The organism is Blautia sp. XA-2221 (assembly GCF_028767025.1).
GTDB lineage: Bacteria > Bacillota > Clostridia > Lachnospirales > Lachnospiraceae > Blautia_A.
Genome location: NZ_JAJQXX010000009.1, coordinates 19,708 through 41,940, shown reverse-complemented (window position 1 = coordinate 41,940; position 22,233 = coordinate 19,708). Strand labels below are relative to the sequence as shown.

At 39.9% G+C, this 22,233-nt stretch carries 21 protein-coding genes and 5 pseudogenes; 5 read left to right on the top strand and 21 right to left on the bottom strand.

Going from position 1 to position 22,233, the window contains the following annotated elements; genetic code table 11:
* Positions 1-124: 124 nt before the first annotated feature.
* Positions 125-613 carry a type III toxin-antitoxin system CptIN family toxin gene (gene cptIN, locus LU279_RS08875; RefSeq protein ID WP_274422192.1) on the top strand — a complete coding sequence of 163 codons (489 nt, stop codon included), beginning with the start codon at positions 125-127 and terminating at the stop codon, positions 611-613.
* A gap of 39 nt (positions 614-652) precedes the next feature.
* Here cptIN and LU279_RS08870 read toward each other — a convergent pair whose 3' ends face one another.
* A complete protein-coding gene (locus LU279_RS08870) occupies positions 653-787 on the bottom strand; it encodes a hypothetical protein (RefSeq protein WP_274422191.1) in 135 nt (44 codons plus the stop codon).
* 251 nt (positions 788-1,038) lie between these two features.
* Between LU279_RS08870 and LU279_RS08865 the strand changes: the two are divergent.
* A pseudogene (locus LU279_RS08865) lies at positions 1,039-1,956 on the top strand (Archaeal ATPase); the annotation flags it as partial.
* Between the two features lie 124 nt (positions 1,957-2,080).
* On the opposite strand, the gene LU279_RS08860 reads toward LU279_RS08865, so the two are convergent.
* The 7 genes and pseudogenes from LU279_RS08860 to LU279_RS08830 all read right to left on the bottom strand — a co-directional run bounded on the left by LU279_RS08860 (position 2,081) and on the right by LU279_RS08830 (position 9,772).
* Positions 2,081-2,989 carry a radical SAM mobile pair protein B gene (locus LU279_RS08860; protein WP_015567824.1) on the bottom strand — a complete coding sequence of 303 codons (909 nt, stop codon included), beginning with the start codon at positions 2,987-2,989 and terminating at the stop codon, positions 2,081-2,083.
* Positions 2,977-3,531, bottom strand: a pseudogene (locus LU279_RS08855) (DUF5131 family protein); the annotation flags it as partial. The pseudogene LU279_RS08855 and the gene LU279_RS08860, both read right to left, overlap by 13 nt.
* 86 nt (positions 3,532-3,617) lie before the next feature.
* Positions 3,618-4,577, bottom strand: coding sequence for a carbohydrate kinase family protein (locus tag LU279_RS08850; RefSeq protein WP_274422249.1), 960 nt, complete (start codon positions 4,575-4,577; stop codon positions 3,618-3,620).
* Positions 4,578-4,712: 135 nt separating this feature from the next.
* Positions 4,713-6,197, bottom strand: a complete 1,485-nt coding sequence (locus LU279_RS08845; RefSeq protein WP_173750285.1) for a glycoside hydrolase family 32 protein — start codon at positions 6,195-6,197, stop codon at positions 4,713-4,715.
* A gap of 25 nt (positions 6,198-6,222) precedes the next feature.
* Entirely contained in the window at positions 6,223-7,902 is a 1,680-nt protein-coding gene (locus tag LU279_RS08840; RefSeq protein WP_274422189.1) for an ABC transporter substrate-binding protein, read from the bottom strand.
* Positions 7,903-7,923: 21 nt separating this feature from the next.
* Positions 7,924-8,817, bottom strand: a complete 894-nt coding sequence (locus tag LU279_RS08835; RefSeq protein ID WP_118697337.1) for a carbohydrate ABC transporter permease — start codon at positions 8,815-8,817, stop codon at positions 7,924-7,926.
* Between the two features lie 16 nt (positions 8,818-8,833).
* The gene (locus LU279_RS08830; protein WP_274422188.1) at positions 8,834-9,772 is read right to left on the bottom strand and encodes an ABC transporter permease; all 939 of its coding nucleotides are present in this window, start codon (positions 9,770-9,772) and stop codon (positions 8,834-8,836) included.
* Positions 9,773-9,994: 222 nt separating this feature from the next.
* Here LU279_RS08830 and LU279_RS08825 point away from each other — a divergent pair, with 222 nt between their 5' ends.
* Entirely contained in the window at positions 9,995-11,023 is a 1,029-nt protein-coding gene (locus LU279_RS08825; protein ID WP_274422187.1) for a LacI family DNA-binding transcriptional regulator, read from the top strand.
* 73 nt (positions 11,024-11,096) lie between these two features.
* Here LU279_RS08825 and LU279_RS08820 read toward each other — a convergent pair whose 3' ends face one another.
* From LU279_RS08820 to LU279_RS08755, 12 genes and pseudogenes are all read right to left on the bottom strand, one after another.
* Positions 11,097-11,552, bottom strand: a complete 456-nt coding sequence (locus tag LU279_RS08820) for an Hsp20/alpha crystallin family protein (RefSeq protein ID WP_274422186.1) — start codon at positions 11,550-11,552, stop codon at positions 11,097-11,099.
* Positions 11,553-11,687: 135 nt separating this feature from the next.
* The gene (locus LU279_RS08815) at positions 11,688-12,146 is read right to left on the bottom strand and encodes an Hsp20/alpha crystallin family protein (protein ID WP_274422185.1); all 459 of its coding nucleotides are present in this window, start codon (positions 12,144-12,146) and stop codon (positions 11,688-11,690) included.
* A gap of 392 nt (positions 12,147-12,538) precedes the next feature.
* Positions 12,539-12,667, bottom strand: coding sequence for a hypothetical protein (locus LU279_RS08810; RefSeq protein ID WP_274422184.1), 129 nt, complete (start codon positions 12,665-12,667; stop codon positions 12,539-12,541).
* A gap of 20 nt (positions 12,668-12,687) precedes the next feature.
* Positions 12,688-13,856, bottom strand: a pseudogene (locus tag LU279_RS13620) (hypothetical protein).
* A 9-nt stretch (positions 13,857-13,865) separates the two neighbouring features.
* A pseudogene (locus tag LU279_RS08790) lies at positions 13,866-14,567 on the bottom strand (ATP-binding protein); the annotation flags it as partial.
* Between the two features lie 275 nt (positions 14,568-14,842).
* Complete coding sequence (locus LU279_RS08785; protein WP_274422180.1) at positions 14,843-15,559, bottom strand: ParM/StbA family protein; 717 nt, start codon at positions 15,557-15,559, stop codon at positions 14,843-14,845.
* Positions 15,560-15,569: 10 nt separating this feature from the next.
* A pseudogene (locus tag LU279_RS08780) lies at positions 15,570-15,737 on the bottom strand (helix-turn-helix domain-containing protein); the annotation flags it as partial.
* Positions 15,738-15,859: 122 nt separating this feature from the next.
* Positions 15,860-16,228 carry a TnpV protein gene (locus tag LU279_RS08775; RefSeq protein WP_118601697.1) on the bottom strand — a complete coding sequence of 123 codons (369 nt, stop codon included), beginning with the start codon at positions 16,226-16,228 and terminating at the stop codon, positions 15,860-15,862.
* A complete protein-coding gene (locus tag LU279_RS08770; protein ID WP_274422179.1) occupies positions 16,186-16,380 on the bottom strand; it encodes a hypothetical protein in 195 nt (64 codons plus the stop codon). The genes LU279_RS08775 and LU279_RS08770 overlap by 43 nt, the downstream gene beginning before the upstream one ends.
* A gap of 16 nt (positions 16,381-16,396) precedes the next feature.
* Positions 16,397-18,214, bottom strand: coding sequence for a cobaltochelatase CobT-related protein (locus LU279_RS08765; protein WP_274422178.1), 1,818 nt, complete (start codon positions 18,212-18,214; stop codon positions 16,397-16,399).
* Positions 18,215-18,220: 6 nt separating this feature from the next.
* On the bottom strand, positions 18,221-19,153 hold the full coding sequence (locus LU279_RS08760; RefSeq protein WP_274422177.1) for an AAA family ATPase: 933 nt from the start codon (positions 19,151-19,153) through the stop codon (positions 18,221-18,223).
* An 85-nt stretch (positions 19,154-19,238) separates the two neighbouring features.
* Positions 19,239-20,009, bottom strand: a complete 771-nt coding sequence (locus tag LU279_RS08755; protein WP_117739801.1) for an ATP-binding protein — start codon at positions 20,007-20,009, stop codon at positions 19,239-19,241.
* Between the two features lie 168 nt (positions 20,010-20,177).
* On the opposite strand from LU279_RS08755, the gene LU279_RS08750 reads away from it, so the two are divergent.
* Positions 20,178-20,825 (top strand): TetR/AcrR family transcriptional regulator, encoded by a 648-nt coding sequence (locus tag LU279_RS08750; RefSeq protein WP_059085498.1) that lies wholly within the window; start codon positions 20,178-20,180, stop codon positions 20,823-20,825.
* Here the strand turns inward: LU279_RS08750 and LU279_RS08745 are convergent.
* Entirely contained in the window at positions 20,747-21,373 is a 627-nt protein-coding gene (locus tag LU279_RS08745; protein ID WP_274422176.1) for a DUF3786 domain-containing protein, read from the bottom strand. The genes LU279_RS08750 and LU279_RS08745 overlap by 79 nt on opposite strands.
* 229 nt (positions 21,374-21,602) lie before the next feature.
* Between LU279_RS08745 and LU279_RS08740 the strand changes: the two genes are divergently transcribed.
* Entirely contained in the window at positions 21,603-22,052 is a 450-nt protein-coding gene (locus LU279_RS08740; RefSeq protein WP_274422175.1) for an Rrf2 family transcriptional regulator, read from the top strand.
* Positions 22,053-22,233 lie beyond the last annotated feature (181 nt).

Sequence of the window (22,233 nt, the reverse complement as noted above, 5' to 3'; positions counted from 1 at the left end):
CCGTTGGCGGCTTATAAGTGATCGGCTCGAAAATATTGTTCGCTCACCGGAAGCGTCTAATAAATGTCCGGCTCGAAAATTTCGGCCCTGCCGCATGGCAGGGCTTATTTTATAGGTGATAAACATGATATATCAAGAAGGATACGTTTACCATATTAAAGATGAATACTTTGAAAAAGTACAGGATTCCAACTTAATGCAGAACAAAGAGGGCGGTACATACCGTCCTACTTTTTACTGTCTGCGTGACAATAAAACTTCTCTGTTATGGATGGTTCCACTCAGTTCTCGTGTAGAAAAGTTTAAAGCAATACACGATAAACAGGTGGCTAAATACGGAAAGTGCCTAACGATTGTTTTAGGTGAATTTGATGGAAAAGAAGCTGCTTTTCTTCTCCAGAATATGTTTCCAATCAGAGATTACTATCTTGACCATATACATACTCGAAATAATAATCCGGTTCCTGTTAAGCATTCCATTCACAGGGAAGTAACAACACGTATGAAAAAAATTCGTCAACTTCATTCCAGAGGCAAAAAAGTGGTATTTCCAGATATTGACCAACTAGAGCAGATTATGCTTGCAGAAGTAAAAGATAACGCAACCGAATAATTTCACAAAAAAACGACAGTCTGATTTACATTTTGTATTTCAGAAAACTGCCGCTTCTTTTTCTTCCTTATTCTGTTTTTCTTCCTCCAACTCCCGGAGGACTTCAGCGCCGTACTTATCAATCATCCGTACCAGAAAATCAATGCACCGCTCAAATTCAATATTCTGTTGCATAAGCTCCTCCTGTTATTGTTTTGATCTGAGCTTATTTTACAGAACCTGCCGGAAAACCACATTGAATAGAATTTGATTGTAAATTGACACAATCACTTTAAAAATATCCGCATTCCCTTGAATTCGAATGTATGTTCGTGTTATGATAGATATACTTAATCTTAACTACGAAAGGGGAATTTCTATTGAATCGATGCGATTTTTCTTCTATTAGCACTTGCTTAAAAAATCATATCAGCGAAAGTAATCAAATGAGTCAGCCTGATTTTTTATACGAATTATTTGAAGATTTTATGGATGATTCGGCAAATCAGGATTTTTCAATGGATAACGGTCTGGTTTGCCGCTGGATGACTGGTCAGGCTAAAATCAGTCCTAAAATATCCACTTACTATTCCAAGCCATCCAATCAGGAAAAATTAGCCCATACCATCCACCAGAATCTTCTTCCACTGATGTCTGACTGTAATATGGCTATACAAGATATTTACACTTTATTCATTCAGGATGACAGCATCTCAGATGCGAAAAAGAAAAATCTGACTCCCTTATATAAACCAGCCAGTTCAAGACTGCTGTTTCTTGCAAAACTGATTTCTTTTGGCATGGAACGCCAATTCATCAAACGTAATACCAAAAATCAGAAGCAGCTCGCCGGAGGCGCTTTATCCCCCATTGTGCTGGATTATATTATGGACAGTGAGGTTCCGAAACCATGCCGTCATTTTATCGGAAGAGATAAAGAACTGGAAGAATTATATACCATGCTTGAGGAAAACCGTCATGTTTTTCTTTGCGGAATCGCCGGAATCGGAAAAAGTGAACTTGCCAAAGCCTACGCAAAGCGGTACATAAAGCAATACACCAATATCCTTTATGTAGAATATACCGGCAATCTTCATCAGGATATTACTGACATGGATTTTATTGACGATCTGCCGGAAAGCACTGAACAGGAACGGTTTCAAAGACATAACCGTTTCCTTCGTTCCCTGAAATCCGATACTCTGCTTATCATAGATAATTTTAATGTCACTGCGACACAGGACAGCTTTCTGTCAGTAGTATTAAAATATCGCTACCAGATTTTGTTTACAACCAGAAGTAACCTGAAGGAATACTGTACTTTTCAGCTAAAAGAAATAAAAGATATAAACACTCTTTTCCAGTAACAAAATGTCAATAGTTTTTTAATCACTTTTTTCAAAAAGGCAAAAAAATAGAACGTATAGATTATTTCCATACGCTCTATCTCACATTTCATATTAAATTTTGTATTCTACAAACTTGAATTTAGCGATTTCTTTTTCCGGTATTCTCTGTCCCACGGATTTCCTCATGATAGAAATAATCCACGATCACCGGATGCCCCTGCGGGACTCTGCCATAAGGCATTTCATTATCCACAAAGGCACAATCATACTTCTTAGCCATTTTCTCAGCTTTTACTTCAAGTGCTTCAAAGTAGCTGCGGTTATGCTTGTTATAGATCTCGTCGTAAAGTGGTACAAGATCAGGATATTTTCCGGCGATATAATCCATAATTGTCTTTTTGAAACCGCCTCGAAGATTGAGATTTTCGAGCCAGAACAGATCGCACTGATTCTTTACCCGCTCAAAGATTGCTTCAAAATCCGTGATACCGGGGAATACCGGGGATACGAAACAGACTGTACGGATACCTGCCTCATATACCTGCTTCATAGCAGCGATACGGTGCTCAATGCTCGAAGCAGAATCCATATCGTTCTTGAAATTTTCATCTAGTGTGTTGATCGACCATGAAACGGTTACACGTCCAAGCTTCTTCAACAGATCAATATCCCGTACCACAAGATCCGACTTTGTGCAGATCAGAATATCTGCGTCACTGCCGATCAGCTGCTCCAGAAGTTTTCTGGTATTCCCGAATTGCTCCTCCTGTGGATTGTAGCCATCTGTCACAGAACCGATGACCACCCGCTGTCCGGCATATTTCTTCGGATTTTTAATTTCCGGCCAATGCTTCACATCAAGGAAAGTGCCCCATTCCTCCTTGTGCCCGGTAAAGCGCTTCATAAAAGAAGCATAGCAATACTTGCAGGCATGTGTACAGCCCACATAGGGATTGACCGAGTAACCGCCTACCGGCAGACTAGACTTAGTCATGATGTTCTTTGTTTCCACCTCACGAATGAGGATTCCATTCATTACTTCTTCCATGATTTCTGTACCTCTAACACTTTATTAAATTCTTCCGGCATTTCCTGAATCATATTTTCATCCCCTATGATAGGGACAAGGTCTTCCTTCATAAACACCGGAATGCCAAGCTTATGTGCCTGGTCCGTCAGAGACCATGCCCATTCCGGCTCCGTATGAATCTTCCTGCTCTGAGCTCCGGTCATGGTGCCGACAACGATCCAATTGATTCCGGAAAGGTCAACTGTGCCGGGATCATCGAATAACGGCTCAAAGGTAACATGGTAATGTTTTGCTCTGACGTTTTTCCGAAGGGCGTCGATACGCCACAGTTCTGCTTTCCTCGTCACCGTAACGCCAAACCATGCGTTTTCCAGATCGGTATCAAAATCCAGCGAATCAGGTCGCTTGGTAAGGAACAGGAACTGATGCTGCGGATTTTCACGGATCTTTACAAATACCTCATCTCTCCATTCCGGCTTCCATCCGGAGAGATCGCTCATGCCGGTAAGAAGAAAGTTCTGCGGACGTTTCTTTTCCATCATCTTAAGCTTACCCGGGAAGTTAACCTTCAATTGCGATATAACCATCTTTTTCTTCAACGACTTTCGGTGCTTTCTTCGGAACAGAAAGTTTCAGAATGTCATCTTCACATTTCACATGTTTTCTGAATTTCATCCCTCGTCGGCATTACACGCAATGCTCCTTTTCTTGTTGTGATCACAGATGCTGCTGCATTTGCAAAAGTCAACATTTCCTTTAGTTTATTTTCATCTAAACCTTCCATTCCGTGTTCACAAATATAATGTAATACACAACCACAGAATGTATCTCCTGCTCCTGTTGTCTCAATTGTATTTTTCTGAAGGAACGGTTTTACTTCTACCATCGTTCCGTTATAGTATGCACGACTTCCTTCTTTCCCCATAGATACAAGAATCAACTGAATCTGATATCTTTCTCTAATCCAGTTTACCCCGGCAGTATAATCTTCTTCACCTGTCAGCCACTGAATCTCATTATCTGAAATTTTCAGAATATGACAGTGTGCTAATCCATATAATACCTGTTCCTTTGCCTCATCCAAAGAATTCCAAAGAGGTGGACGTAAGTTCGGATCAAAAGAAATAACTGCACCAGACTCTTCTGCAATATGGATTGCTTCTTTTGTTGCTTCACGTACTCCTTCATGTGTCATAGACAATGTTCCGAAATGGAAGATTTTTGTTTCTTTAATAAGTTCTGCCTGAACTTCCGTTTTATTCAACATCATGTCTGCTCCCGGATTTCGATAAAATGAGAAATCTCTGTCTCCATCCGGATAAGTATGCACCATTGCCAGTGTTGTATGGATTTCCTTGTCTGTACATAATCCTTTTGCATCAATCCCTACTTCTGTTATCACATCTCTCAGCTGTTCTCCGAAAAAGTCTTCACCTACTTTTCCGATGAATGCCGTCTTATGTCCTAGTTTCGTCAGCATTGCAAGTACATTGCAGGGTGCGCCTCCTGGATTTGCCTCAAAAAGTGGGTTTCCCTGATTACTTTTTCCATTTTCTGTAAAATCAATTAACAATTCTCCAAGTGCCACTACATCATATTTTTTCATCATATTCTCCATTCTGCCGCAAAAAACGACATTTCTTCTATCATTGATACTATGCTCCTATATGCAAAAGGGATTCCCGTTTCAGGAATCCCCTATCATTATCCATGCATCTTCAATTTCAATATAATTTTTGTCCTAAACCAGATTGTATTTCACTATATCGATTTTAGCTGCACCTTCAGCAAAGAATGAAATTCCTTTTGCCTCTTGTTCTGTAAATATAACAGCAGACATAACCTGCTTACCGTCATTAATAAATATTTCAGCACTGAATCTATCCAAGATCACACGAAGCTTTAATTCATTGGCATCGCCATTTACCAGACACCTTCTCTGATGAACTAATGCTCGTTCGGTTCCTGAAAATTTTCTGTCAATTTTCAGGACAGACTCATCCGGGCGGAAACTTAATTCTGTATAAAACTTCTCATTTTGTGCAAAACGTAATACAAATTTCTTATACACATTTTCTTTATCTTCCGGACGTATCACAAGTTCCATATCTATAGTTCGTCCTTCGATTTTGTCTAATGTGATCGCATCATTATCTATTACTACATCGTTGTACTCAACTCTGTCTTTACGCATTGCATCGAGTTCTTTGATCGGAGTCTGATAAAGTCTTCCGTTTTTGACAGACACTTCTCTCGGCAGACTCATTTGCGCAAACCATTTTGAGTCATTACAACGATGAGCAGTCGTATCCCAGTTCTGCATCCAGGCAATCATAATTCTACGGCCATCCGGTGCAAGCAAAGTCTGCATTGCATAATAATCCATTCCATAATCGACGCTTTGTACTGTCTCTTCTTTTAAGGTATGTGTCTCCGGATCCATCTCTCCGATGATACATAAGGTCCCATTTCCATTATGGAACTCCAGTCCTTCCGGCAACATGTCCTGTGGACTTGTCAGAAGAACATGTTTTCCATCTAATTCGAAAAAGTCCGGACACTCCCACATCTTTCCATAACGTTTTTTATTTTCTGCCAGTACACTGACAAATTCCCATTCAAATCCATCTGCACTTTTATAAAGAAGAATCTGTCCACTTCCATCTGCCGGACGGCTTCCGATCACACAATAGAAGTACCCATCTTTTTCTTTCCAGATCTTTGGATCCCGGAAATCCACTTTACTTGCACCTTCCGGCAAGTCTTTAGCTGTCAGAACCGGATTCTTTTCATATTTCTTATAATTTTTTCCATCTCCAACAGCCACTGCCTGTGTCTGAATATCCCTTGCCGTTCCATCTTCAAGCGTCTCCTGATCTACAGCAGTATAAATCAGCAGCTGTCTGCCGTCGTCCAGTTCTATTGCACTTCCTGAAAAACATCCTATCTTATCATAATCTTCATCCGGTGCCAGAGCTGCCGGAAGATATTCCCAGTGAAGCAGATCTTTACTTACCACATGGCCCCAGTGCATACTGTTCCAATGTGTATCATATGGATTATACTGGTAAAACAAATGATACTCTCCCTGATAGCAGGAAAAACCATTTGGATCATTCATCCATCCAACATATGGACTCACATGAAAAGCCGGTCGATCCTCTGCTTTTATCTGCAGCCCCTGTTCAGCTTCATATTTTCTAGCCTTTTCTAACATCTCACTCATGAAAATTCTCCTGTTGTTTGTATCGTTATTTTTCTTCACTCAACGACTTCTGATACTCATCAAAGTATTTCTGTTTAATTGAAATATAATCAGAAAGTCCATACTGTTCCATTTTCTTCAGATAAAAATCCCACTCTTTTTCAATTCCGCCATTCAGGATCCAGTCTGCTTTCTTCTGTTCTGCATATTTTTTGATATCTGTATCATACTGAGATACTTTATTGGTATCATCAATGCTCATGAATACGTTTGGATAAACATATTTACTGTTCATATCCTGTAAATAAGTTTCATGCATATTGTCCAGACGCCATTTTGCATCCTCTGGCTGTGTTACATAGACGTCATAATATTCATTCAGAACTGCAAGAGGACCATTTACAGATTGTGCTTCACGTACTTCTACCGGAGACTGATCCCCCAGATCCATGTGTTTCAGCATTTCTCCACCATCTTTATTGGTAGACAGTTCAAAAATGTTAAAGGAATCCTTCTCTCCATAAGTTCCCCAGTTATTCTGCGGTGACTGAAGTGGTGCATACATCTGATCGATCCATGCAGCAGCAAGTGCTGTGTTACGGCAGCTGGATGTAAGAACACATCTTCCACGATCATATCCACTTGTTTCACTGTTATTCTGTCTTGTAATGTTCCGCATACCATCTGGTCCTGTCAGAGCCGGCAGCATAACATAATCTTCATTATTATCAATATTGGCGATATCCCATGTAAAGCAGAGACCATAGCGGTGATTCTTTCCTTTGGCGACATAAGTAGACCACTCTTGTGTAAATGCTTCCGGGTCGACCAGATCCTCTGTTACAAGTTTATGTAACCACTCAATTCCTTCTTTGTATCCTTCCTGAACGGTTGTATAAATAACTTTTCCTTCGTCCGTTACAGCGAAATGATCTCCTGTATCTCCATAGCCTTCTCCAAATCCATTGAGCAGAATTGCCGGATCCTGGTCACCATTATTGATGATAAATGACATTGGAATCACAGCACCTTCAATCGAAAATTCTTTTTCAAGCTCATCTGCATGATCACGGAATTGAATCAATACCTGTTCCAGTTCATCTGTTGTTGTCGGAATCTCGAGTCCTAGATAATCCAACCATTTTTTATTAATATACGGAATATCTCCGATTGCCTGAATGGCTTCTTTCCCAGAACCAAGCTGTTCAATCCATGGGAAGGAATAAATATGTCCATCTGGTGCGGTGCACATTGTCCTGTATTCTGGATATTTTTCAAACACTGCCTGTAAATTCGGCATATATTTATCTATCAGATTTTCCAGCGGAATGATAATCCCCTGTTTTGCATAACGCAACAGATCATAATCACTCATTCCGGCATTGAATAATCCATCTGGCAGATTTCCAAATTGTGCAAGCGCCAGATTCTTCTTATCAGAGAACTGATCCGATACAAAACAAGTCCAGTCAATATGAACATTGGTCTGCTCTTCCATTCGCTGAAAAATTACTCGTTCATTCGGATCCTGTGTTGATGTAGCCGGTGCACTTGTAATAAAGGAAAGCTCTGCAGTTTCCTTTAATGGAAACTGCACCTCCGATACAGGTGTACCCGGATCAATTTCAGCCTCAAGCTGCTGCTTTTTCCCACATCCTGCAACTCCCACCATCATCGTCAGGGACAGTATAATTGCAAGCAATGCATTTACTTTTCTTTTCTTCATATCTGTATCGTTCCTTTCTTATTAGCCTTTTACCGATCCGACCATAATTCCTTCATCAAAGTATTTCTGGAAGAATGGGTACATTACTAACAGTGGTAAACTTGATACTACGATCGTTGCATATTTCAGCTGTTCTGCTACTTTTGCCATTTCTGCTGTACTCTGAATATCAGCGATCATTCCAGGCTGTGGTGTATTCTGTACCAGGATGGAACGGAGTACCAGCTGTAATGGCTGAAGATTTGCATCATTCAGATAAATCATTGCATCGAAATAACTGTTCCACATTCCAACAAAAGACCAGAGTGCCAGTACTGCGATGATTGGCTTACATACCGGAAGCATGATTTTAAAGAAATGCTGGATCTCATTTGCACCGTCAATCGCAGATGCTTCTCTTAATTCTGTCGGGATTGACTGATAATAAGTTCTGGCAAGAATCATATTCCATACATTAAATGCTCCTGGAATCAGGATTGCCCACACTGTATTAACCATGTGCAGCTGATTGATCAGGATAAATGTAGGAATCATTCCACCACCAAAGAACATTGTGATCAGGAAAATAACATTGAAAAAGTCTCTTCCTACAAATTCCTTCTTTGACAGTGGATACGCAGCCAGTAATGTCACAAAAACAGAAATTACTGCAAATGCAAGTGAATACAGGAAGGAATTCAAAAATCCACGCCAGATCATTTCGTTCTCTAATACTCTTCGATATGCGTCTAATGTCCAGTCCTTGGTGTTAAAACTCAATCCCTGGTTATTCAAAACAGTAGGATCCATAAAGGATGCGAGTACTACATAAATAATCGGTATCGCTATAGAAAGGACGAATAAACCAAGAATAGTAAATCCGATTCCAAGGATTACTTTGTCTGTCCTTGAATATTTTCTCTTTTTTTTCTCCATCTCTTCTCCCTCTTTTCTATAATCCTTCTCCATCATTCAGTTTCTTAACAACCCAGTTCACAAAGATCAGCAAGATAACATTTACAACTGAATTGAAAAGACCTACCGCTGTCGAATATCCATAGTCTCCATTCAGAAGTCCAATACGGTATACATATGTAGACAGGATTTCTGATGCCGGAAGGTTCATATCTGTCTGTAAAGCATAAGCTTTTTCGAAACCAATACTCATGATATTTCCAGCCTGCAAAATAAACTGAATTACAATGATATTCTTAATTGCCGGCAATTCTACATACCAGATCTGCTGCAGAAGATTCGCTCCATCCATGAGGGCTGCTTCTTCCAGCTCCTTGCTGGCATTCGCCAGTGCTGCTGTGTACATGATAGATGCCCATCCTGCGGTCTGCCAGATTCCACTTGCAATGTAAATTGTCCGGAATGCAGAAGGCATTGTCATCCAGTTTGTACTGATTCCTAATACTTTATTCAGTGGGCCTACAGGAGATAAAAGCATACGAACCATACCACAAAGCACGATGACTGAAATAAAGTTTGGCATATAGATCAAAAGCTGCACTTTCTTCTTAATTCCGGTCTTACGAATACGATTCAGAAGCAATGCAAGAATGATTGGAACCGGAAATCCCCACAGTAATCCATAGATACTCAATTTCAACGTATTCATCAGATAGTTCATAAAATCTGGTGAAGATAAGAATCGTCTGAAATACTCAAGCCCTACCCAGGGACTACCAAGAACTCCTTTTATTACATTGTAGTCTTCAAAAGCAATCAGAAGCCCTCCCATCGGGAGATACTTAAAAATAATTGTCAGTAAAAGTCCTGGCATCAGGAAAAAAAGATATAACTGCCAGTTTTTCTTCACATAAGTCATCTTTTCTCTCAACGTTCGCTTGCTTACGGACTTTGCTTGATTTTGCATTCTTTTCATGCACTTTTTCCTCCATTCCATTGATTTTATGAGAACCGGTTACGTAACCGGTTATTTTATAATTTGATATTACTATATCCATTTCTTTCTGTCAACACTTTTATATACTAAAATAACCGGTTACGTAATCAGTTATTTTATCGTTGCGTTTTTCCATCAAAATTGCTATACTGAAAAATATTATTAACCGTCAGCCATCATATTGAAGGAGATTCAACTTTTATGAGTAAAAAGAAACAGGTAACTTTTGCAGATATTGCGGAATACACCAATTTTTCAAAAACTACAATATCAAGATACTTCAATCATCCTGATTCTCTTACCTTAGAAAACCAGGAAAAGATTTCACAGGCTCTTGACACACTTGGATATAAAAAGAATAAGCTGGCAAAAGTTCTGGCAAATGGAAAAAGTGAATTTATTGGAATCATTGTTCCGAATCTTTACCTGCACTATTATTCTGAGATGCTGACACAATTTCTTTCCAGCTACCGTGATTATCATTATAAGTTTCTTGTTTTCGTCAGCGAACATGGCGCAGAAGAAGAACAACAGTATATTGAAGAACTTCTGTCTTATCAGATTGAAGGACTGATTGTTTTAAGTCACACTCTTCCATCTGAGAAACTCGCTTCCTACCAGATTCCTGTCATCGCAATTGAACGCGAAGCAGAACATATCAGCAGCGTCAATACTGACAACTATATGGGAGCACTTCAGGCTACTTCTCTGTTGATTCGAGATAAATGTGATATATTAATTCACATAAATGTCAATGTGAATAAATCCGCCCCGGCGTATGACCGAATCCGGGCCTTTCAGGCAACTTGTGAAGAATATCATGTGCCATATGATATAGATTTGAGTGTAACAGGTGATTCTTATCATGAGCTTTTAGATGCAATCCGAGAGATTTTCAATAAGATAGAATCAAAATACCCCGATCAAAAAAAAGGTATCTTTCTTGCGAACGATACCTATGCTAATATGTTTCTTAATTTAATTTTCCAAAAATACGGGACATTTCCTTCCACTTACGAGATTGTTGGATTTGACAATTCTCCGATTGCCAACGAGGCAATCCTTCCGATCACAACCATCGAACAGCAGATCGATGTGATTGCAAAAACTGCCATGGATCTTCTGGTCCAGCAGATGGAGGAACAGAAAAAGCGTGTTCCCAAACCATTGGGTGAACCCATCCATAAACAGATTACACCTATATTAATTCGCCGCAATACAACAGAATAATTTATTTCTCATGTAAAAAAGCCGGAACCCTTTCGGATCCCGGCTATATATGGGGGAGAATAAGCAATGGAAGTTAACCTTCGATTGCGATGTAACCATCTTTTTCTTCAACGGCTTTCGGTGCTTTCTTCGGAACAGAAAGTTTCAGAATACCGTTTTCATATTTCGCATGGATATCTTCTTCACTGACTGCATCACCAACATAGAAACTTCTGCTTAAAGTACCAGCATAACGTTCACGTCTGATGTAGTTGCCCTTCTTATCCTGTTCATCTTTATCAAGACCTTTGGCTGCTGACAGTGTCAGATAACCATCCTTCAGCTGAACCTTGATCTCGTCTTTCTTAAATCCCGGAAGGTCCACATCCAGTTCATAACTGCCATCAGTTTCACGGATATCCGTTTTCATCATGTTCTGCGCATGTTTACCATAAAGCGGATTCTTCTTGCCCCAGAACTCATCTTTAAACGGGAAGTCCATCCAGTCATCATCAAATAAGTTTTCTCCAAAAATACTAGGCATCAACATAAGTCATCTCTCCTTTTCATGACAAACAAATCTATTTTTAAGTCTTTCGACTGTTACTTACTAATCTATTTTAAGGATACCGCCCGAAGTCTCCGGGCAGTATCACGAACTTTTATCGATCAGATGCTGCCATTATCATTCAATGGTGATATATTTTGGATCGTTGGAAACCGGTTTTGCTTCTTTTTTCGGAACAAACAGTTTCAGGATACCGTGTTTGTACTCACCCTTGATGTCTTCCTGTGTAACATCTTCACCTACATAAAAGCTTCGCTCACAGGCATCTGAGTAACGTTCACGTCTAATGTAGCGTCCTGTCTTCTTGTCATCCTCTTCTTCATCGAGACCTTTGGCTGCACTGACTGTCAGATATCCATCTTTCAATGCTACCTTAACTTCCTCTTTCTTGAAGCCAGGAACATCAATCACAAGCTCATAACCTTCTTTGGTTTCTTTAATATCGGTCTTCAGAAGATTCTGTGCTCTGTGTCCGTACAGTTTCTTTTCTGCTTTTTTCTCATCTTTGTCATCATAATAGAACGGTGTAAAGAAATCATCAAATAAGTTTTCTCCAAAAATACTAGGCATTAACATAAGTCATCTCTCCCTTTTCTTTTATGATCTATCTTGAAATAAGTTTTAAGTTCTGAACCCGGTTGGTATGAAGGACATCTAAGAGATTTTCTTTCAATCTTCTTATCTCTTATCCCTCTTCCTTTGTTCTAGCTGTACTATAACGCCTATTGTTAGCACTGTCAAGAGGTGAGTGCTAATTTTTTTTGTGAAGATTTTGTGAAGCCTTAATTTTACGGGCTTCACAGGGATTTTTCACTTACTTTCGCACTCGATTTTCTTGGTTTGACCACATTTTTACGACAAATTCTTGGAAAAATATATTCGTCTGATTTTCTTACCACATTTTACGACAACGGCTTATGGTTTATACCACAGCAGGTACGGTTTCCGGCAGATTCATTTTAGACATCTCATTTTCCACGTGAGACTTCTTTAATTTTCTTTGTCAGGTCTTTCCGAACAATCTTACCGTCAAAGTTCTGACGGAGCTTGTTCTTTATTTCTTCATGGGTACTTTCACCCTCTGCAAATTGCTCCATCTTTCTCTCCTCCTGCGGCATTAACTAAAAAAATCAAACTCGTCCACCGCAAAGGCGATGTCAATCTGGAATGGCTCCCGCTGTGGCATCTGTAATCCCTGTTCATCTGCAATTACCAGATAATAAGTAGCTGTATTGCTGTATTTTAGAGATTTTAGATTAAACTGACAACGGAAAGTTCTTTCTGCACCGTTATCACTGGTCTTATCTGCAATAATCTTCTGAATATCACTAATCTGCTTGCCGTCCTCATCTGTAAAGTAAACCTGATGGTCACTAATCTCTGTCATTAGCTTTGTCAGAATTACTTCGTTAATACACGGAAAGCACTCTGTTCCTACCAAATCTTCTACTGTCAGCTTTTCAAAACGCTGATACAGACGAGCTTCATCCTCAACATAACGTGCCACATCATATAATTGCGGAATGTTGTCACTATGAAGCCATTCAGAAATAAAACCGTCCAGTCCGGCAAGATATTCCTGCCGCATGGTACGGGTCGCCGCGGTTAAAAGCAGATGAATTGCCAACCGCCCAAGATCTGGTTCTTCCTCCACAAATCCGCATCCCTAACGAACCATCGCCCAAAATGCTGCGTCTGCATGATATTTTACAAAATCCTGATAAACCGTATTATTATTCAAATCCAGTCCCGCCTGGAACACACTACGGAGAATCATATTAGGCTGTGCATCTTTCAATCCACAGATTGCCTCCATGACAGCCATGTGTAACTGTGCCGGTGTTTCCGGAACTTTATTCTGCGTGCTAACTTTCAAACGACGGTCTTTCGCATTGAAATAAGCACGATAATTCTTAACCTGTTTCCTCATTGCTGGATTTGATATAAGTCCCATCTCATCCATCCAGATAGAAATCAGATTCGCCCGAAACTCTTCGCTGTAAAGCTCCACATCCAGAAGCCAGTTATCATCAGGGCGGTTATAGACACACAGACTGTAAACCAGATAATTTGTGCTCAAATCATCTACTGAAAGCAGTTTTTTACAGAAAACGCATTATTTCCAGTCAGTGCAATCACCTTTGCATTTTCTAAAACCACTTCATCCAATTTATCCTCAAATTCCTTATCTTCATCGTACCAGAAAATGATACGACGCTGATAAAACTCAGAAAGAGGTGCAGCAAATCTGCGATTTAAATCTTGTATTATTTTATCTGTATCCATGCTGTCCTCCTACCTTATAATTTTCCAATTTGCTTTTCGTTTTGTTCCGCCCTGTACCAATCTACCTTTTTCCTGTAAAGAAGCGAACATTCGAGAAATCGTTCTTTTCGATATACCCATTTTTTCTGCATAATAGGCCTGTGTTGCAGACGGATTCTTCTCTATAATCTGCAACAATTTTTCTATCTGCGTCTGTTCCTTATTAAGCGGCACTTCAGCGATATTAGTGCCATCATCAACGCCACATTTAACGCCATTAGCGCCATTTTTAGTGCCATTGGCGTTAATCATGGCGTTATTGGTAGCAACCTGATCTCGATAAATATTAATACGCAAATCAACTTCGCCACCAATAAACTCCAGCTCCCGCAATCCGGCAGCTTTTACTTTATCAATAATTCTCGGAATGCCGCTTCCCCAATGCTCAATCAGGTTCATATAGGCAAACGCATGGGCAAGGGCTTCATTTCTGATTTTGGAATAGCCTTCTTTCATACGCTCCATCGTTTGTCCCATTGGCAGCTTTCCTGGAGAAGTAATTTCCAATCGGTTGTCATATACCGCTACCTGTATCGTACCATGATCCAGATAACTACGATGTACCATAGCATTTATAATCAACTCACGAATGGCATCCGGTGGAATCTCATAAACATCCTGGCGATAAATTCCCACAATTGTAGCACCCAGATGAATATTTCTCAGGTTCTTCGCCATAGCCATCGGAACGGATTCTTTTACTCCATCCCGGATAGCTGTTTCCACCCTTTCCTGAAAAGCATCTTCCTTTTCTCTGGTTTCCAGATACGGATCTGCTTCATTCCTGTACTCTCTGGAAAAATAATCGTTTAAAGCAACTACAACTGCTCTGGTGTACGATTTATATTTTTCCCTGTCCATCGTCTGCAAATATTCCCATGCCTGCCTGTCCTGTTCATCACAAAGGTTCAAACGGATATTGGTATTGATGATTTTCCGTTCTTTTCTCATACAAGCATCCCTCCGTTTCTCTGGATCTTCCTTACGGTCATTGCTTCATAACCTTTCGCTGTGGCACAGATGTCCCGTACAATCGTCACTCGGTTCTTGTCATATTCTCCGAAGTTCTGGATCATACAACCGCCACCGCCCACTACATACAGACGCATCAGTTCTGGATTGTATTCCCGTTCCCTCAGCTTATGAAAGATTTCTTTCGTATAATCTCCGGCAGTTTTACGAATCACTGTCAGATATTTCTCACCAATATCTGCTGTACCGGTACGGATCACCTGCTCAATCACTAGATCGTCCACTACTGTTCCCAGTTCTTTCAGCAGGGATTCCCTTACAGCAAGCACACACTGATGTGTTCCATATTTCTCTGTAAAGCATTTCTTCTCTAATGGACGGGAATTGTTGATATACATGATGTTCATAGTTCCGTTTCCAATATCCACAAGCATGTTGATTCCTTTGAAATCCTGTAAGCGGTAAAAGGCTGCTGTAAATCCCTGTGGGTAAATATCAGCACCTGCAAACTCCACATGATACTCTTTATTACGGAATGTAAAATCTACACATTCATTCTGGAGAAGATATTTCTGAAAGTCTTCTTTCTGTGTAGCTACCCAGGTAAGGGGAAGTCCGGCAGCGATATGTACCGTTGCCCGGTTCATACATTTCCCATCCAGTTCCCTTGCGATAGCCGCCAGTGTCAGCACATAATAGTCCTCTGCTCAATGTTGCCAGTCCTTGCATATTGTAATTCCAGTCATCTGGCAAACTTAACATCAGCGATAATAGACCTTTCGCTTTCAATGTCAGATTCTTATTCTTGAAATGATGATTACTCATTACCGTAAAATTCTTAGTTCTCTCTACACGAAAAATCTGTGCCATGCTCCCATCCCCTTTCCAGTTCAAAAGAAAAAGACGCAAGCCATATCTTATGACTCACGCCTTACTTCGCTCACAATATTCTATTTTTATCAGTTACCTGCCAGATTAGTTACTGGCAATCCTTATACATAAATCAATTCTTTCAGGATAATCTCTTCTGCAATCGCTCTGTGCTGATTGGCAGCTCTTACCCATGCCATCTGATCTTTCTCCTTATCCGGCAGTGGTTCTTTTTCTTCCAACTGTTTCAGAATCACTTCTTCCCGTTCCCTGGCTGCCTTGTCCACTTCCAGAAGATGCTCTCCTATCGTATCCTGCAGAAGCATCACCTGATAGGTTGAATTTCGATGGTTTTTCAGATAATCTCTGCGAAGAAAACCATACTTTCCAAGTTGCTCCATCTGTTCACCGGATTTATAGGTGAGATTCGGGATTACTTCAAACTGTCTTACTCCACTTCCTCCAGTTCTGTTCCTTCTGGAAGAATATATCCGCAGTTATCACATACTCCGTCCTCTGCAAGTATCCCGTCTTTCGCAAAGGCTTCAATGCCTCCCGGTTCATGACAGCGTGGACAATCTAATTCCTGTATCTTTTTCTGATTTCTTACATCCTGGCAATTGGCAAATTCAATTTTACCCATAGTGATTCCTCCATTTTCATTCCATATCAATTTGTCTTCGCAAAAAAGTTCCTACTATACGGGAAAAATTGCTGATATTACGAATATAGGCAAAGTCTTTTCCATAGATTCTCTTTTCCACGGAGAGCTCTTCTTCATTCCCTACAAAAATACCAATTACGAAAATTCCCTGATTTCTGGCCCGACGTACCTCATATGCAGTATCTTTCACAGCTTTTTCTCCGTCATAGATCTTGGGCTGGCGGGTTCCTGGTCGTTGTATGCTCGTATCACAGGGTTTTCCATCACTTAATACGATTAAAATCTTATTTTTTTCCGGTCGCTCCATGAGAGAGGAACCGACTGTTTTCAGTGCAAGCCCATCTCTGTTATTGGCATATGCACGAAATTGAAAGATTCTTTCATTTGTTTCCCTTGGATCTTCATAATCCCGAAATCTCTGAAGTACTGTATATCCCCAGAAAGCACAGTATCCTGTCACCCGATGAGGAATTCCTGCCTGGCTTAATGCTTCACTGATAATATATCCCTGCGCCGCTACCTGAGCCTGTCTGTCAGCCTGGGAACCACTGGAATCAATCAGGACGTCTATTACAAACTCAGAATCGTCAGATCTCTTTTTTCTATTAAATAACTTGTCATCGTCTGTTCTTCCAATTTTCCATAATCTCTCAGGAACAAGCTGTCCTGCATCAGATCTGCTGACAAAATCATCCTTTCGGATTATAAAGGCCCGTTTCAGTGACTCTGCCAACACAGAAATATTTCTTTTGATGATCCAGTGATTATTTCCATAATAGGCTTTATTTTTTTCAAACTGCAGCTGAGCAAAACGGTATTGATTATTTTTTATCACAGGGTTCTGTAAAATTCCGTCTGTAAGATACAGGTTACAGTTTTTGTGGATTCCTGTACAAAATTTCCGGTTGACTCTGGCCTGCTCCGCTTCACTTAGATACGATTTTCCGTAATTCAGTTCCACATATTCCCGTATCCGTCGCACTGCCTGTGGATTTATATTCTCCGAGCTTTCCGGAACTTCTTCATTTTCCGGAGAGAAATAAAATCTTTTTTTCTTTTTGTTTCTGATATCCAGACTCATCATCTTTTTTTTGAGATTAGAAAGATATTTTTGAATGATGTCTTCCATCTGTTCATCCGTCATGCATTCCTGCCACGCGTCATTGGCCAATGCCATATCCGGTAAATTCAGAATCTTCTCCAGATTTCCATTCTTTTTTTCAAAAGAGGGATCCAGAACATGATTATAAATCTCATCTATCACGTTTATGACATCTTCCGTATTTTCTGCATCCTTCAGAGAAAGAATCTTGTACAATGCAATCTCTACCTGTGGATCCATTCCCTTATCGTCTGTGTTCTCCAGAACATGCCTTATATACAGAAGCCTGATCCTGTGAATCAGGTCTGTTCCAGCTTTGTCTGATACCTGTTCTTCCTCGGCCTTTTCCAATTCTCTGAACGCCTGTTCTCTGATTTCCTTTGTTCCCAAACGTTCTCGAATGATAAAACGATTCACTGCAGCATCCATGCATAATCCAGCAAGAGGCAAAAGTATATCTTCTCCAGCAGAAAAATGTATTTTTTTCATCAAATACATGCCAAGTTTCTTCTGATCAAAATATCGTGCAAAGGCACCCTGCTTCACTGCCTCATATAGAACCGTTTGTTTTAAATAAACATATTTTTCTGTGTCCGGTTTAAATTCTATATCATAATCACCACTGACTGTCCAAAAAAGATTTCTGATACGATTGCTGACCTCCAGACGATGTTCTTCCAGTTGTTCTGCCGGCCATCTGACATCCTCCATACAAGTTTACCCCCATATGTCTTTTCCGGTCCAGGAAGATGGGATTCTGGTAGAAACCACATCTTCTACGATCTCTTTTTCAAATACATCAAAACTTTTATTTATGATTCCCATCTGGATTGCATCAATTGGAGAAAGTCCGCTTCTTGTGGCTTTTACAGCAGAAATCAATCCTCTCAGGTCAAGAGATTTTGTTGAGATTTCTCCATGATAAGCTTTGATCTGCAAATCCAGAAACAGTCCTGCAAAAGCTTTCAGTGCACTTTTTTCCCCATCTGGAAAATGTTGTCTTAATACAAAAAGGACACTATCCTCATCCATTTCAGGCATATCAATTACCATAAACCTTGAAACCAATGCTTCATTTAGCTCTCTGGTACCTGCGTAACCATAATTCATCGTGCCGATAAATCGTGTTGCCGGATGAAGTAAAATCCTGTTATATCCTGGAATATCAATTCTGCGCCGATGATCCAGTGTGGCATGCAGTACAGAAACCGCATCATTTTTTGCCATATTGATTTCGTCCAGGATTCCAAATCCTCCAAATTCCGCGCATTGGTAGATGGGGCCTTTCCGAAGGCGAACCTCATTATTTATAAAGGTATCCGTTCCAATCAGATCGGCACTGTCTGTATTTACATGAAAAGAAATGTCGTATTCCGGTCTTCCGAATATCCATGCCAGTGTCTCACATAGTACATTTTTCCCTGTAGCTTTCGCACCGGAAAGTAACAGGTTATCTCCCTGAAGAAGCGCTGCTATTGACATTTCCAAAATCTTTTTCCCATAAAATAGGATATCCGGTTTTTCTACCCGTTCCTTTACCTGATCCTCTACCTCATAACGCATGTGAAAATCTCTCAGTTCTCCAATCAGTTCCTGCGCTATCTTCTGGTCTTCTAAATATTTTTCTATTTCTGTCCAATGATTTCTCATGAAGATTTTCCTTTCTTTGCAATTAGTTATACCAAGTCAGATAATATTTCTGTTTACTCAATCTTCAAACTTTCAATCCTCCAACTCACAATCCTAACTTCTTTACAATTTCTCCCAGTGCACTTCTTACAGGAGAATCTTTCGGAAGCTGTATGATCGGCTTTCCATCACAGTCATACTGATATACCTGGTCATCATGTGGTACAACCCCTAACAATTCCAATCCCTGATTTCGGATTTCTTCCAGAGTTCCGGCATCCAGTTTTCCATCCGGAACACGATTCACGATTAATCCGGTTTTCTGTGGTTTAAAGTTTAACTCCTTCATCAGCTTTGCAATACGTCCGGCTGCCTGAACACCTCTTCTGGAACAGTCACTTACAAGAATGGCAACTTCCATCATTGGCAGGATTCCTCTGCTGATATGTTCCATACCTGCTTCGTTATCAACCACAATATATGGATAATGGCTTTGCAGTTTCTGAACCTGGGTCTGCACAAGACCATTTACAAAACAATAGCAGCCCTGTCCCTGGGTTCGTCCCATTACCATCAAATCATAATCGTCTTCTTCTGCAATCGCATCAGAAAGACGCATTTCCAGATATGCCTGTTTTGTCATACCGGAGGGAATCTGATATCGTGGGTCTACGCCTGCCCGCTCAATTTCTTCTCTCAGCTCCCCAAGTGTGATCTCCGGCTCAACACCGAGCACTTCGTTTAAATTTGCATTTGCATCTGCATCCACCGCCAGGACCGGACGTTTTCCGCTTTCACATAAATACTGGATCAACAATCCACAAAGAGTTGTTTTTCCTACGCCGCCTTTTCCTGATACTGCAATTACATGTCCCATGTTTTTCCTCCTAAAATTCTGAACAATCTGTTGACTTTTTCTTTTAACCTCATTATAGTTGTTACTATATAAATTACAACAATCAGTCTGTGAGATTTGTATGGTTACTCAACACATCAGAAAAATTGTTGAGAAATCATATGATCCCAAATAATACAGGAGTATATAATGTCAGAAAAAACGAGAAAACAAGATCGCCGTACCCGCTATACCAGACAAACCATAAAAGATACGTTCTTAGAATTGTTAAAGCAGAAAAGTTTTACGAAAATTACAGTTACAGAGATCTGCAAAAATGCTGAAATCAACCGTGGCACTTTTTATCTTCATTACTACGATATCCATGATGTATTATCAGATATTTTTAATGATATGACTCAGGATATGTTAACAACTGTAGATCATTTATTCTGTCTAAATCAAAAAAGCTGTTCCTATCCGTTCTGTCAGAAAATACAGATGGAATCACAATACAGGGCACTGTTTCTGGATGATGCAATTGCCCCCATTCTTCTGGAAAAATTAGCAGAAAATACAAAAGAAGGCTATGTGACCTGGCTTATGTCACACAGCCTCCTGACCTTTGAACAGGCAGAATCGGTTTTTTATTTTCAAATGAATGGCTGCCTTTCCATCAACAGACTGATGCTCCGCAATCACTGTAATGACTGGAAACAGATTCAGACAACAATTGACAAATTTATCAAAGCCGGGCTGGAAAGTTTTCTGATTCATGATCAGAGAGAAGAAAATGCTTCCGATAATTTTTGCAGTAAAATTTCTCCAACTGTTACTGCATCTTCTACACTCAGATAATGATCGGCATGATCCTGAAGAAATATTTTGCCAGATACAGGAAATTCTTCATCTGCAAACCATATCTTTAAAGTTACCGGATATCTTGGCAGAACTGGAAAAACAGCACACAAATCCGCCTTTGTCTCTGCGAATTCTGCACCCAGGTTTTTACATGCTTTCTGAATTTTCTCAGGATCTTTATCCTGCAAAAGCTTTTCCAGTTTCTGCTCTGCAGTCCGGTCAAACTTGGTTCCTCGAATCAATCCATCTTTCAGGTTACCAAAAGTAATAAGCTTCTGTGAACCTTCTGTTCCATCGGCCATATCCAGATAATGCAGCAATGTCAGATAATGCCATTCGTCCATGTCTGAGTTAATACAAAATTCAGGGAGTTGAATTTCAATCGTTTCATAAAAACTCAGTACTTCAAGCACATTTCGGCTGCTATGAAAAACAGCCCCACTTTTTGCAGCAATATCCTCTCCGGAACGATTTTGCAACCGTTTTACTGCTGCCTGCAACATTTCCTGAAATGCACGATTTTCTGTTTGATTTTTGTATTTCATAAGTTCTCCTTTGCCATAAGTTTCATTACTGTGTTGACTTTTCTTTTAATCTCCATTATAGTTGTAATTATATTATTTACAATCATCAAAATGCTAAAAAATGTACAGTTTATTAACACATAAAAAAGAACTGTTGATAACTTAGGATGTTTTAAACAAACTAGAAATATTTTCACCCCAAAACCGTGAAAACAAGATCATTATATCATACTACAAGGAGTTTCTTATCATGAAATACTCAACGAAATTAAGTGATACTGTTCATGTGATGGTTCTGATTGCTATCAACCAGGAAAAATCTCTCACCAGTGCCTCAATTGCAGAAAGTGTCCATACAAATCCCGGCTTTGTACGCCAGCTTATGTTAAAGCTAAAAAAAGCCGGACTTATGACCAGTGTAGCCGGACATGCCCGTCCTTCTCTTTCAAAACCAGCAGACCAGATCACATTGCTGGATATTTATAAAGCAGTTGAAGGCGAGAAACCTCTGCTTCATTTAGATACTCATACCAACCCTGATTGCGGCATTGGCATTAATATTCAGTTGTCTTTGCAGGGATTCTATGATGAAATCCAAAAAACTGCTGAAGAAAAAATGAATACGATTACTTTACATGATATCATAAATACCTATTATCAGCGAACATCCCTACAAAATAATTTGCAAAACATTATATGACAGGAGAAATAGGCAGGAAACATTTTGTGATAATTTTGTAAAACTCACTCCAAGAGTTCTCCTGTATCACTTGATGCATACTCCCTTCAGATTTTACTAATAGATTTTCAGATAAAAAGAAAAAGCCGCTGACACGTTATCTTCTAACGCATCAACAGCTTCTGTCTTGCTTTGTTTCAGT